This window comes from Butyrivibrio sp. VCD2006, from assembly GCF_000423925.1.
In the GTDB taxonomy this organism is placed as follows: domain Bacteria; phylum Bacillota; class Clostridia; order Lachnospirales; family Lachnospiraceae; genus Butyrivibrio.
The window spans coordinates 81,385-94,332 of sequence record NZ_AUIX01000025.1; the positions used below are offsets into that span (position 1 = coordinate 81,385).

14 protein-coding genes and 1 pseudogene are annotated in these 12,948 nt (G+C 38.1%); all 15 read left to right on the forward strand.

The annotated features are described in order from the left end of the window. Nucleotides 1–3 precede the first annotated feature (3 nt). Complete coding sequence (locus G586_RS0111075) at nucleotides 4–1,341, forward strand: McrC family protein (RefSeq protein WP_026527815.1); 1,338 nt, start codon at nucleotides 4–6, stop codon at nucleotides 1,339–1,341. A gap of 15 nt (nucleotides 1,342–1,356) precedes the next feature. Beyond that, the gene (locus G586_RS0111080; protein ID WP_026527816.1) at nucleotides 1,357–2,343 is read left to right on the forward strand and encodes a helix-turn-helix transcriptional regulator; all 987 of its coding nucleotides are present in this window, start codon (nucleotides 1,357–1,359) and stop codon (nucleotides 2,341–2,343) included. Nucleotides 2,344–2,558: 215 nt separating this feature from the next. Next, nucleotides 2,559–2,867, forward strand: a complete 309-nt coding sequence (locus tag G586_RS0111085; RefSeq protein WP_022761985.1) for a hypothetical protein — start codon at nucleotides 2,559–2,561, stop codon at nucleotides 2,865–2,867. Nucleotides 2,868–2,918: 51 nt separating this feature from the next. Next, nucleotides 2,919–3,218, forward strand: a complete 300-nt coding sequence (locus G586_RS22680) for an HIRAN domain-containing protein (protein ID WP_035773061.1) — start codon at nucleotides 2,919–2,921, stop codon at nucleotides 3,216–3,218. Between the two features lie 161 nt (nucleotides 3,219–3,379). After that, the gene (locus G586_RS0111095; RefSeq protein ID WP_026527817.1) at nucleotides 3,380–3,781 is read left to right on the forward strand and encodes an SEL1-like repeat protein; all 402 of its coding nucleotides are present in this window, start codon (nucleotides 3,380–3,382) and stop codon (nucleotides 3,779–3,781) included. Nucleotides 3,782–4,118: 337 nt separating this feature from the next. Continuing rightward, nucleotides 4,119–6,335 carry a hypothetical protein gene (locus G586_RS26590; protein ID WP_051204734.1) on the forward strand — a complete coding sequence of 739 codons (2,217 nt, stop codon included), beginning with the start codon at nucleotides 4,119–4,121 and terminating at the stop codon, nucleotides 6,333–6,335. Continuing rightward, nucleotides 6,332–7,171, forward strand: a complete 840-nt coding sequence (locus tag G586_RS0111105) for a ComEC/Rec2 family competence protein (protein ID WP_026527818.1) — start codon at nucleotides 6,332–6,334, stop codon at nucleotides 7,169–7,171. Before G586_RS26590 ends, G586_RS0111105 begins: the two co-directional genes overlap by 4 nt. A gap of 346 nt (nucleotides 7,172–7,517) precedes the next feature. After that, entirely contained in the window at nucleotides 7,518–7,880 is a 363-nt protein-coding gene (locus G586_RS0111110) for a hypothetical protein (RefSeq protein WP_026527819.1), read from the forward strand. 70 nt (nucleotides 7,881–7,950) lie between these two features. After that, entirely contained in the window at nucleotides 7,951–8,565 is a 615-nt protein-coding gene (locus G586_RS0111115; protein WP_022761994.1) for a hypothetical protein, read from the forward strand. A 150-nt stretch (nucleotides 8,566–8,715) separates the two neighbouring features. Then, complete coding sequence (locus G586_RS0111120) at nucleotides 8,716–8,928, forward strand: hypothetical protein (protein WP_026527820.1); 213 nt, start codon at nucleotides 8,716–8,718, stop codon at nucleotides 8,926–8,928. A gap of 367 nt (nucleotides 8,929–9,295) precedes the next feature. Beyond that, entirely contained in the window at nucleotides 9,296–9,655 is a 360-nt protein-coding gene (locus G586_RS22695) for a helix-turn-helix domain-containing protein (protein WP_022761996.1), read from the forward strand. A gap of 159 nt (nucleotides 9,656–9,814) precedes the next feature. After that, nucleotides 9,815–10,369: a hypothetical protein gene (locus G586_RS0111130; protein ID WP_022761997.1), complete on the forward strand. Its 555-nt coding sequence runs from the start codon at nucleotides 9,815–9,817 to the stop codon at nucleotides 10,367–10,369. Nucleotides 10,370–10,383: 14 nt separating this feature from the next. Further along, entirely contained in the window at nucleotides 10,384–10,587 is a 204-nt protein-coding gene (locus G586_RS0111135; RefSeq protein WP_022761998.1) for a DUF6462 family protein, read from the forward strand. Nucleotides 10,588–10,716: 129 nt separating this feature from the next. After that, nucleotides 10,717–11,955: a site-specific integrase gene (locus G586_RS0111140; RefSeq protein WP_022761999.1), complete on the forward strand. Its 1,239-nt coding sequence runs from the start codon at nucleotides 10,717–10,719 to the stop codon at nucleotides 11,953–11,955. A gap of 741 nt (nucleotides 11,956–12,696) precedes the next feature. Continuing rightward, nucleotides 12,697–12,948: pseudogene (locus G586_RS27380) on the forward strand (DUF6462 family protein); the annotation flags it as partial.

The window sequence follows — 12,948 nt, forward strand, 5'->3', positions numbered from 1 at the left end:
CCTATGGTAAATGTATTGTCGGTCAGGGAATTTGATACTATTACCAGTAATGAAGAATATATGAATAGCCCCTACTATAAATTTCTGGATGAGAAACATTTTTCAGAATTGAAGCTTTTTATCGAGGAGTATTCTTCCGAGAATGAGGGTGCTGATATTCTCGAGTTCATGAAGCCTGGATTTAAGCGTGGTGTGGGTAGTACCATAACCTTTAATAGTTATGTGGGAATTATAGAACTTCCAAGTGGCTTTCAGATTGAAATTCTCCCAAAAGTCAATCTGGATGGTGAAGATGAGTGCCTTGCCAGGACAAAACGGATATTTCTTGATATGCTTTGTTGTTTGAGGGAGTTTGATGGAAAGTCATTTAATACGGCATCCTTAAATGCTGACAGGATGAATTTATATGAGATTTTTATCAATATGTATCTTCAGGAGGCAAGAAATCTTGTAAAGCATGGGATAAAGTCTGCTTATATTTCCAATGAAGATAATCTCAGATTTTTTAAAGGGAAGCTGCAGGTGGGTGAGCATATAAAGGCTAATATTGCTCATAAAGAGCGCTTTTATATGCAATATGATGAATATCAGGTTAATAGAGCAGAAAATAGGCTGGTTAAGACAACATTACTAAAACTTCAAAAACTGTCAAAGAGCATGGAAAATGCAAGGGAGATCAGACAGCTGCTTATATCTTTCGAATTGGTAGATGTATCAACAAATATTGATAAGGATTTCGCTAGTGTATCAATAGGCAGGGATACTAAAGACTATGAGAAGCTTATTCAGTGGTCGGAGATCTTTCTTAGGAATAAGAGTTTTACTACCTTTTCTGGGAAGAAGTCAGGGAACGCGCTACTATTTGCCATGGAGCAAGTGTTTGAATCTTTTGTTGCTAAGTGGGTCAAAAGAATATTCTCTGAAAAATCTGACAGTGCATATAGAATCAGTGCGCAAGATCGTGGATATTATCTTTTTGATTGCCCAAGGAAATTTAGGCTTCGACCAGATATAGTTGTCAGAAGACCGGGAACAGCCTCCGTAATAATGGACACGAAGTGGAAACGGCTTAAGCCAGATGCAGGCATAAATTATGGAATCTCCCAGGCAGATATGTATCAAATGTATGCATATTCCAAAAAATATCATACTTCAGATATATGGTTGTTATATCCGCTTAACGAGGATGTAAAAGAGCTTGGAGATATTAGTTTTGTTGCAGAACAAGATGAGGATATCAAGGTTAACGTAAGGATCTTTTTTATTGATCTTTCTGATTACAAAAATAGTATTACGGAGCTTTATGATGCTATGGAAGAAACGGTTATGGAGAATATTTGATTAAGAGGAACGTATATGTACGCTACTGGAAATAAGAAAATGCTTAACATGTTAATCCTAGAAATTCTAAGGATTTATACCGATGAGAACCATTCTCTTACACAGCAGGAAATCATAAAACTTTTGGATAAGAATTATGGAATGCCCTGCGACAGAAGATCTGTAAAAGCTAATGTATTATCCCTAAAAGAGATGGGATACGATATTGATATGGAAGACGGGTATCGCTTGATTTCAAGGGAGTTCGATGATTCTGAGTTGCGCATCCTTATTGACAGCGTATTGTTTTCAAAATCCATTTCAACCAAGCAGGCCAAGGACTTGATTGCAAAGATCCAGGGTATGGCAAGCAGCTTTTTTAATGCAAAGGTTTCACATGTCAGTAATCTTCCGGAGCTGCATCGTACAATAAATAAGCAGGCTATGTATGGCTTGGATACACTTAACGATGCTATAGCAGCAAAGCACCAGGTAAGCTTTATGTATAACGATGTAGGAACGGACTTTAAGTTGCATCCGCGCTGGAATAAGCATTACATAGTTAATCCATATCAGATCGTTGCTTGCAATGGTAGATTTTATCTTATCTGCAACTGTGATAAATATGATAATGTGGCTCATTTCAGAATTGATAAGATGACTGATGTGGAGGAGCTGGATACCAAGGCTAAACCCATGAAGCAAGTAGAGGGGTTGGAGCATGGTCTGAATCTTCCAAAGCATATGGCTGAGCATATTTATATGTTTAGTGGTCCGACTGTAAATGTGAAAATGGAGACTACAAGGAAAGCGTTCTCAGATATAACTGACTGGTTTGGAACAGATATAAAGGTTGTGGAGGAGAATGATGAAAAACTTGTTCTCAAGGTTAACTGCAACGAAAATGCGATGAGATATTGGGCTTTGCAGTATGGACCGAGTGTTGAGATTTTGGAACCGGAATCCTTGAGAAATCAGATTATTGCTGACATTAAGGGGATGGCGAAAAAATATTGCGATTAATCATATTTGTGTGCCCTTATGTTGGTGAGCTTTTCTGTGTACATAAAAATGAACATCGCTTCTGGTATTGTAAAGATATCAGAGAGCGATGTTTTTTATTTGTTTTTCTGATTGCATAGTGCTGGGGGAATTATCGTACAGTTAAAAGAGTAATATGGTATCAGGATAAAATAGTACATGATTTATGGCAATGATTCATATATAAGGAGGAAAAAATGATTATATTACCAAGCGATTTGCAGGCAAAGGCAAGGATGGTTAAACAGTATGAAATGTATTCTGATGAGTTGAAGGTTGATGCCCCAGATTCAATAAAGAAATTGAATGAGGAAGTTTTGCAATGGAAAAATGCACATAAAAGATTAGTAAGACCTGAAATGCCAAGAAACATCCAAGCAAAAGAAGAGTTAGTTAATCAATATAGAGAATGCTTAGGATTACGAGAGGATGCACCGGATCACATCCGAGAATTCCAGGCAGAAATACAAGCCTTCTATGATAAACATGACGGGAATGTGTTGTAAAAGGATTATTAACAGCTATTTAAGTTGGTAGTTACGAAAAGGAGTGTACCCATGAAAGATATTTATTTTACAATTACCGGTATGAATTATTACTACGGTAGTGATTTTCTTAAGAAGGGTATGAAAGTTAAGTTGGTTAAAGAACCAGATAATGAATATGACAAGGAAGCAATCAGGGTTGAGCTTAAGGGGCTTGGTAAGATCGGTTACGTGGCAAACAGTCCTCACACTGTTATTGGAGAGAGTAAGAGCGCAGGTCGTATGTATGATCTCATGAAAAAGAAGGCAAAAGCAAAGATAGTTCTTATAACACCCAGGGGTGCTCTTTGTGAATTGAAAGAAGGAAAATAAGATTAAGCTATAGAGAATGATGGGGAGATGGCTGTTGCTGTCTTCCTTTTTGCTTATTGGTTTACGGAAAATGAGTAATCGAATGTGAATGGACCGTTCTAAATACAGTAATTTAAAATTATGATCAAGCTGGTTATAGTCTTGTCAGAATGGCGGATATAATGGCTGAAGATCTTAAAAGTGTAGGGGGATCGCCGAGGAAAGTTTTTCTTTTGTATAAATTAGCTTTACGCAACTGCTACTTTGATCCGCCTGAAATTGATGAAGAATTTAATGAGGCCGAGGTATATTACAAGGTTGGGAAATGCTATTTCGAGGGTTATGGGGTTCGCAAAGATTACTACAAAGCAATATGGTATTTAGATTATGCCAGGGATTGTTTCAGACCGGATTATTCGATGGTTGAAGAATGTGTAAAAATGATTAGGGAAGCATATGCTAGAGCCGAAGAACTTGTTTCCGATGATGAAGAAGGTGAATACTATAAATGCTGTTTCGAGGAGGGCAATCCATTTCTGGATTATTTCCCTGAAGAAGATGAGGAAGATGATTATTTGAGTTAACTTTATGAAAATTTCACTTTTAAAAAAGTGTAGAAAATATCTGGATTTGTGCGTGTTTTCGTGCTTTCTTGTGAATTTGTATCTGATATGAATAAACGTTTTTGCGCTATAATTATAGTCGACGAATAATTAACTAAAGGTTTATGATGACATTTCTAAATGAAGCAGGAAAAGCTATTGGAAAGCTTCGCAAGGAATAAGCGTTGCAGCCTAGACTATTGGCGAAGTAGCAGTGGGGAAAGCCTCCATGATAGCTTTGTCTCATTTATTTATGACTTGAGGTGTCGAGTGCCTAAGTAAATACCGGATACACTATTTTCTTTTGGAAGGGGTAAGTATGAGACAACGTGTGATAAGAACAATATCGATAATAATGAGTGTGATTTTTGTAGTTTCCTCTTTGGGGTGTGGTGAATCAAAACAACCTGCAGTTGAAGATTCTACAGTGGCTGAAAGTGCGAATAATTCAGTTGTTAATAATGAACAAACGGATGGAATGCAGCAATCTGATGCTTTAGTGGAAAAAACAGAAGAAAACAAGAAGGAAGAAGCGCAAGATAAGGTTGAGGAGGGAGAGGAAGCTCAAAAGAAAGCTGAGGAAGAAGCCAAGAAGAAGGAGGAAGAAGAAGCTCAGAAGAAAGCTGAGGAGGAAGCCAAGAAGAAGGAGGAAGAAGAAGCTCAGAAGAAAGCTGAGGAGGAAGCCAAGAAGAAGGAGGAAGAGGAAGCTCAGAAGAAAGCTGAGGAGGAAGCCAAGAAGAAGGAGGAGGAAGCTAAGAAGAAAGCTGAAGAAGAGGCTAAGAAAAAAGCTGAGGAAGAAGAAAAAAAGAAAGCCGAAGAGGAAGCAAAGAAAAAGGCAGAAGAAGAGCAAAAGCAGAAGAACTCTTTTTCTATGCTTTATTATCTTGCAATTACTGCGGAGGACATAAGAACATCGAAAGATAATCGCTTGATGTTGGATGATATCTATACGTCATTGCTTAATGATATTAATCCCGGTGCTATTGATGACATTACGCAAGATCACCTTCAGAATCTGAGGGATATCATAAAATCCTATTTAAGTATTTCAACCAAGAGAGAGAGGCTACAGTTTATTTATAATCAAAATAAAGCGGCTGCAATGAGAAGTGCAGTGCCTAATCCACTTGCGATTTTATCTATGGCGAATTCATTGGATTGGAAGAAGCTGGCAATGACGGCAGTTTATACTGTAGTAGATTCATATAAGAATTATAAAAATGCTAGTGAGAGTGCTGATACGGAGTTCCTTATGAGTGGATGGGAACTTGATGATGAAGAATTGGAAACAATACAAAAAAATCGTGAACGCGCCTTTAATTATATGGTTGATATAGTTCAAGAATACAATCTTGATGGTATGAAGACACTTTCAGAAAAGGATATAGAAAAATTTTCTGAAATATGTGCAATTGAGGCTCCAGCAGAGAGAAAGAAGAGACTTGAGGATGAACAAGACAAGTATGAACTTCTTGGTAATTACTGGCTTGAATTGGCAAATTGCTATTTTGATTTAGATAAATTCAAAGATTGTCTTAGATGCGTTGAGAAATATAATGAGTTGTACACTGGAATATATCGACAGGATGCAAATTACGTGAAAATACTACCTAAGGCGATAGTTTCAGTTCAGAACAGATATAAAAATAATACCAAAGATTATGTTGCGGAGAGCTGCAAATATGCTGATGCAATTGTTGATAATACTGCTAAAGAAGATTGGTCGACAAGGTATTTTGCTGCGCAGGTATACTTGGATCTTTATTCAAGAACTAATAAAAAAGAGTATTTAAATAAAGCTTACAAAATTGCTTCTGAGAACGTGGCTGTTCTTCTTAAGGGACAACGTGATTTGAACAATACATATCTTGCGGATGTGAAAGAACAAACAGTGAAAGAACCTGACTATAGATATATGACGAAGGAGGAAAAAAAGCAAAAAGAAAAGGAGTACAAGGAAGAAAAGAAGCGGGTTAAAGCTTATAATGATGGACTTAAGAAAGCTAGAAAAACAGAACTTCCTACATTATATGAACCATTAGTCCTTAACTGTGAGTTATTATTTGCTCTTGCAGACAAAATGGGAATAAAAGAAGGTGATAAAGATGACTTTGACGCAGTTTTGCAGGCAGATACAAAGGGGATTTTTATTGTCAGTCCAATAAATGATAAATATTCATTCTCGAATCATAAAGAGAATTATATTGCTGAACTTTCTAAGGAAGAAATAATAATTCCGGTCTCTATACTGACTTCTGGATCAGCCATTGAGATAGTGATTACTGAAAAAGATAAAGAGACAATAATCGATGATTGTAAAGTATCTAACGTTGAACGTAAGGGAAAAAGTGTAGATGAGTTCTATGCTAAAGTAACAAGTAAAAAGTGGAAAGATTATTCTTGGTCAGCGGATTCTCATGTGCTTTTAAAGATAAAGTACACTGATGCCTATGATAAGGAAATATCTATGAACTATAAAATATCTGAGTATGAAGATCATTGGTATGGTGATAAGGTGGTGTTTGCTGAAGAATGAGAAGACTAATATCAGTTTTGTTTTTAATTCTTACACTGGCTATTTGTTCCTCGTGTAATGATTCTGGCCAGGCATCTAGTTTTAGCATAGTATATATAGATGTAGGACAAGGTGACGCTGCATTAGTTGAGTGCGATGGTCATTATATGCTTGTCGATGGAGGTGAAGGCGATAAAGTGTATAATGTTCTTGTTGACAAGGGGGTTCAAAAACTGGATATATTGGCAATTTCTCACCTTCATAAAGATCATATCGGAGGTTTGATAAAAGCATTAACTTATGCTTCAAAAATAGGTATTACTATTAGCAATTCGAGTGAAAGTGATACTGATGTATTCAAAGAATTTGAAGAACAATTAGTTATAGATAAATCGAAAATTAAGGTTCCGCATGTAGGAGATAAATATTCATTAGGGAGTGCCGAGGTTGAGGTGGTGGATGTAGCATCAACAAATCCGAATGATTCACTTGTGCTGTTGGTAACGTACAAGGATACAAGGTTTTTATTCACTGGAGATATTGAATATGAGGGGCAAAAAAGGATAGCAGATAAGTATCAAAATGATGAAGATAAGGAGTTTAAAATTGATGTGATGAAAATGCCCCATCATGGATCGTATGAAGGGAGTTTATATAGATTTATAAGAACTTTTATGCCTGATTATGCCATTATCTCGTGTGGTGACAAGAAGAGATATGGACATCCTGATGATAGAACGCTAGATTTGCTCAATAATGAGGCATATAATGCAAAAGTATTTATAACAAACTCGGAGGGTGATATAACTGTAAAATCTGATGGAAAGAATGTATCGGTTATATCGTCAAAAAATTAATTTAAATTATCTTTCTGTATAGTTTGTGGACTATAGAAACAGCTATTGGGTAAAAAAGAATAGAACACTATCGTTTGTAGTACTAAGAGAAAAACGGTGTACAAAATAATGAACATCGCTTCTGATATCATGGTGGTATCCGGAAGCGATGTTTTTATTTGTAGTAATGAGAATGAAAATGTTTAAAACAATATGTCGGAAAGAAACTGAATATGCTATTTTGTGAGAGACCTCTTCGGAGGTCTTTTTATTTTGCTATGGGATTATAATCGCATAAATATGAGATTGTAATCTCATGGATTGGGGTCTTGTGTATTGCTAAACTTTTTTATGGAGGGTTAAATAAATGGCAGATCGCAATATTGTTGAGACCGTTGACTTTTTCATAGAAGTATTGGATGAAAGAGACTTGAATATTGGTTTTCTGGTAGAGAATACAAATCTAAACAGAAAGACAATAACAAACTTTTTAGGAAAAAAGTGGAAGTCATGCCCTAAGTATGACACAGCTGAGGAGATAGCACATGCCCTTGGATATGAGCTGTCAGAGGTTTTGAGGAAGGATGATTCGGAGTTAGTTGCGCTGGATCCCGTTGAGATAGAGAGACGAAGGAAGTTCCAGTGTCTCAGTCCTGAAAGACAAAAGCTGATAGATGAAATGCTGAACCAATGTTATGAAAATGAGATAAATAGCATAAATAAGAAGTAAGAAACCGGACATATTAGTTTTAATGTGATCCGGTTTTGTTATTTTTTCATTTATGTGGAGGTGGAATTAAATGTGTAAGACAAGCAGGAAATCAGAGGACTATAGGGCTGCAGCAAGGATGTGCAGAGATGAGGGGCATTCAGAGGACAGGGTTCTGGCCATATGCGGGATGCTGTGCAATGGTTATCGTGAGAAATTTCAGGGTGCCAACAATACGCCCCATAAGAAGATGACAGATGGGCAGACTAAAGAAAGCAAGCTGGGATGCCGTGATACATTTTTGTATGCCTTTGAGAAATCTGTTGAGGAATCCATGAAAGTTCATTCAGAGTTGATAGATAATCTTATTGAGCTTGCCTGGTTCAAACCGCAGATTGATAAGATCCTTGATAGGGTAAAGGACTTCAGATGGAAGGACCATGGATACGTTTACAAGCGTATTCTGGAGCTTACATATTTTGATGAGGAATACCGTCCGAATAATGTGATCTATGATATGATCGGGATTGGGAAAACGGAATATTATGCCAAGAGAGATATTGCCATTATTGTATTTGGAATGCAGATGTGGATCTATTGTAAAAAGCGTCAGATTGAAGACATGGATAAGGGAAGGATTCCATGGAAAGATATTCCTAAAGGGTATGATGATCTGACTAAACTTGTTCCTATAGAGGAACTTTAATCATAAGTTTTCTGAATTGTTATGGAATTCGCAAAGAAGTTGCGCAATTACCGAACTCCGTCCGAACCACGGATTTATGATCTGGTGTTACAATGATTTTGTTTTGGGGAACAAAATAGAAAAATCATTTATGAAGGAGGAGATTTACAATTGAATAAGGAAACTGCACAGACTTTGCGTGTGGCTTGTTGTACCTACGACGGGGTGCCGATGCATGAGGGCTATGTCACTGATGGATGGATGAGATGTCCTGAGTGCGGGCGTCTTTACAGGGTTATCATCAACGATGAAAAAGTTGTCGTGATCGAGGATAAGAAGCTTGTGGGAAGACACAGGGCAATCCTTCGCTGGACGGCAAACTGACATGCCTAGATGCGGTTTAGCGAATGATAAAGTTGGGGTTTGATCTATATTAATATAGTACATTCGTTACACAGTTTTCTTATTTGAGGGGAGATAAATAAAATTAAATACTTTGAGGAGCATTGCATTTGAGTGCAAAACAGCATCCCGGCTGGGATTTGACTGACCTGCCCATGCATGCTCCAAGAGTTTGCCTAGTGCTTGGATGCTGAAATTACGCAGGGGAAGTCTGCAAAACGGAAAATGAAACCATATTTATTTATGGTCTGTTTTCATTAACGTTTTGCAGGCTTCTCTTTTTGTTGCCAAAACATACAGCACTGGGCAGGTGGAGTTTTCCGTTTTCAGACTCCGGAAAAGGAGAGATATGAAAACAAAGGAAATGGAAACGATTGGAGGAAGACTCAGGAAGTTGAGAGAGGATGCTGGTATAGGACAGAAGGAGCTTGCAGCGGAATTCTATCTGTCAAATAAGACAGTAGTATCTGCCTATGAAAGAAACATGAGGGCTATACCGGTTGAAGTGATTGTGATGTATTCGGATAAGTTTAAGGTTACGACGGATTGGATATTAAAGGGAAAACCAGAATCACTTATTGACTGGAAACAGCTAAATGATGTTCTTGGAAATTCAGAAATGATTGAGCTATATGAGAGCCTTGCTGATCCGGAAATAAAAAGAGTCGCAAGGGAACAAATGCGAGCCTTGACCATGCTTAGAAAATAGCAGGAGTTTGGTTATAAGGGTGAGAGTGTTTTTCGGTATACAAATACGATACCGAGTATACAGCAAATTGCTGGTGAGGTGCAGGTTCCCGGGCTTATGATTTAAGAGTCTTAAGACAATATGAATATTCAACAAGCATCATTTCAAAGGAGGGGGACGATGGCAAAAGAGAACGTTGTTATGACTTACAGCAAGAAATCTGCAGCGAAGAGGGTGGATTTTATTATGGACAACTATTCAGTCTTTGAGCAGATGATCGAAGGCGAAGAAGAATGTCTGTATGTGAAGATCCGCAGAGAGCAGCAAGAGCTCAGAAGAAAGCGTGATGATCTTGGAGTGAGAGTACAGACTTCAAACATCTGTGATATTACCGGAGACACTGCTACAGCTAATGCAGATGTGAGTATGGGAATCAAAAATGGTGATTGGAAGCTGGCAGCGAAAGGAACTAAGCACTGCGCCACGTACCGACATGCCATTGAGACGCTCCAACTCATGAAAGATGATTACAGCATTGTCAGATCGCAGCTCAAGGGAATCAAGGATGAGGACAATCTTTTTCACAGATATCTCAATGGTGAGATGAAAAATGATGAGCTGGCTGACACCGCAAACATTACAACAAATGCTTTAAGGGCCAGAATTTGTAGGTTTAGGTCAGAGCTAAGAAACAGAGCACTTAATTTCATAGAAGATGAAGCGATGTGCGCATAAGGAGGATATGAAATATGGCAACACCAAAGAGACAAAAATATGAAGGGTTACCGGAATATATCAGAAGGGAAGATGCTTCCTATTTTTTCCAGATAGGTGACGACACGATAGACAAGTTGGCGGAGGAATGTGGAGCCAAAAGAAAAGTGAGATCGATGGTTCTCATAAACAGAAAGATTTTCAGTGAGTACATTGAAAGCTTTCAGTATGTGAAATAAGAATATGAAAAATGAATAAGACACGGCATGATTAGAATATTATTGATGGGGACAGAATAATCCTTCATAATAAAAGAGGATGATTCCTTGCAGTTCTAAGCATGTCGTGTTCTACGTAAAGGAGATAACATGGCAAGTAGTAGAAAAGACAGCAGGGGACGAATGTTGAAAACAGGTGAGTTCGTCAGAAAGAGTGATGGGCGATATGTGTACAGTTACACTGATCCATTGGGTAGAAGAAAGTTTATTTATGACCAAGATCTGCCCGGGCTTAGGAAGAAGGAAGCACTCCTTTTGAGAGATCAGCTTGATGGACTGGATACTATAGCAAGAGCTCAGGCAACACTTAATTCAACATTCGATCGTTACATTTCATTGAAGTGTAACTTACGCGGTACAACCAAAAGCGGTTATATATACACCTATGATCATTTTGTGCGAGATACCTTTGGTATGAAAAGGATTGCAGAGATTAAGTATTCAGATGTACTTCAGTTTTACCTTCATCTTGTAACTGAAAGGAAGCTGGCTATCGGTACACTTGATTCAGTTCACAGTGTTTTGCATCCTACATTTCAGCTTGCAGTACGAGATGACATTCTGAGAAATAATCCTTCTGATGGTGTTGTTGCTGAAGTGACCAAGCTTACTGATAAGCACAGAGGATCCAGGCACGCTCTTACAGAAGAACAGCAGAAGTCATTCATGGGATATATAGCTAACCATCCGATATTTTGTCATTGGTGGCCGTTGTTTACAGTGCTTCTTGGGACAGGCGGAAGAATTGGAGAAATACTTGGACTTCGTTGGGAAGATGTAGATTTTGAGGGAAAGACAATCTCAATAAATCATTCGCTGGTTTACTATAAAGACGAAGAGACTGGAAAGTTTTCTTTCAGAATTCACCTTCCAAAGACTGAGAGTGGAATAAGAATTATTCCGATGCTTGATGTGGTAAGTGAAGCTCTGGCGATGGCAAAGGATGAGCAGAAATATGAAGGAGTCGAGCAGCCGGTTGTTGATGGGATGACAGGATTTGTTTTCCTTAACAAGTTTGGTGATGTGCTCGGACAGGGTTCAGTGAACCGCGCGATAAAGAGAATCCTCGATTACTATAATTATGAGGAAGATCTTCAGGCTTCCAAGGAAGGCAGAGATCCTGTATTGCTTCCGCATTTTTCATGTCACGTTCTGAGACACACATTTGCAACGCGTCTCTGTCGTGCATGCACCAACCTCAAGGTCATCCAATATATCATGGGTCACAAGTCTATAGAGACTACAATGGATGTCTACGCTGAGGCAACCGGTGATAAGAATAAGGAAGTATTTGAAATGCTTTCGGAGGCTCTTGCGGATTTGTTTTAATGAGTATAATATAGAAGAAACAATTCTCGCAGAAAAGATATTGGAAAGAATGACTCATTTTTTATGAGAATTCTAAGACAGTATCATTTGACAGCAAGAAAATCGAAATGACAGTATTCTGACATCAAAAGCTATCCAAAAGGAGTACTATCGTAGGACTTTGACGGGAACAGGCATCTGATTAGAGGGTATGTATGAGACCGAAATCGTATGAGGTAGGGGAAATGCGTAAAGCGATCCCGACGCTAAAATCAAGCAAATGACACACAGCTTCGCGTATTTACCACGTTTCTCCGTGGAGAACCCGCTGAATCCAAAAATGCATTGGATTTACAACGATTCCATTGGACATCATAGTATGTCAGTGGATGAGTACGTACAGATTGCCAGCATGAAACAGGGCTTCCATGGATGAATATGTAGACATAAAAAAGTCCGAAAAATGGTCCAAAAACGACTTGAACGGGATAAAGATTTTGAGAAAAGTCTTTATCCCGGGGCAAATGTCTCGAGGAATAAGCGGTTCATATCTTTTTGAATCCAAAGAAGCTTAATTCTAATCCACATTTCTCTCTATCAAAAAGAAGAAATGTGGTTTTTTTATTTCTAAAAATCTCAATTCTTTTTTCTTAAATCACATCCTGTAACACCAAAAAACGGAGGTTACAGATGAATCGTTCAAAATCCCCACCGCCAGTTGATCTGGAAAAGTATCTGGAAGGTAAGAAACATCGCTACTGCACCTACGCCCAGGGAGCGAGGCTCTATGCGATGGCTTACTGGTCATTTGTGAATATCTGCAAGGAGGCCAAGGCAAATATAAAACTAAAGGACAGTGGTGCGGACATACTTATCTGCACAAAGTCAGACCTTGTACTAAGAGATCTGGATCTGCTAAAAGAGATCAATGAAAATAGCAGACTTACAGTATCATGGTCAATCAATACTCTCGATGAAGAGTTTAAAGATGATATGGATGCGGCAGTAAGCATA

Coding starts and splice junctions, on each gene's coding strand:
- G586_RS0111075 (WP_026527815.1), top strand. CDS start 4: ATGGTAAATGTATTGTCGGTCAGGGAATTTGATACTATTACCAGTAAT.
- G586_RS0111080 (WP_026527816.1), top strand. CDS start 1,357: ATGTACGCTACTGGAAATAAGAAAATGCTTAACATGTTAATCCTAGAA.
- G586_RS0111085 (WP_022761985.1), top strand. CDS start 2,559: ATGATTATATTACCAAGCGATTTGCAGGCAAAGGCAAGGATGGTTAAA.
- G586_RS22680 (WP_035773061.1), top strand. CDS start 2,919: ATGAAAGATATTTATTTTACAATTACCGGTATGAATTATTACTACGGT.
- G586_RS0111095 (WP_026527817.1), top strand. CDS start 3,380: ATGGCTGAAGATCTTAAAAGTGTAGGGGGATCGCCGAGGAAAGTTTTT.
- G586_RS26590 (WP_051204734.1), top strand. CDS start 4,119: ATGAGACAACGTGTGATAAGAACAATATCGATAATAATGAGTGTGATT.
- G586_RS0111105 (WP_026527818.1), top strand. CDS start 6,332: ATGAGAAGACTAATATCAGTTTTGTTTTTAATTCTTACACTGGCTATT.
- G586_RS0111110 (WP_026527819.1), top strand. CDS start 7,518: ATGGCAGATCGCAATATTGTTGAGACCGTTGACTTTTTCATAGAAGTA.
- G586_RS0111115 (WP_022761994.1), top strand. CDS start 7,951: ATGTGTAAGACAAGCAGGAAATCAGAGGACTATAGGGCTGCAGCAAGG.
- G586_RS22695 (WP_022761996.1), top strand. CDS start 9,296: ATGAAAACAAAGGAAATGGAAACGATTGGAGGAAGACTCAGGAAGTTG.
- G586_RS0111130 (WP_022761997.1), top strand. CDS start 9,815: ATGGCAAAAGAGAACGTTGTTATGACTTACAGCAAGAAATCTGCAGCG.
- G586_RS0111135 (WP_022761998.1), top strand. CDS start 10,384: ATGGCAACACCAAAGAGACAAAAATATGAAGGGTTACCGGAATATATC.
- G586_RS0111140 (WP_022761999.1), top strand. CDS start 10,717: ATGGCAAGTAGTAGAAAAGACAGCAGGGGACGAATGTTGAAAACAGGT.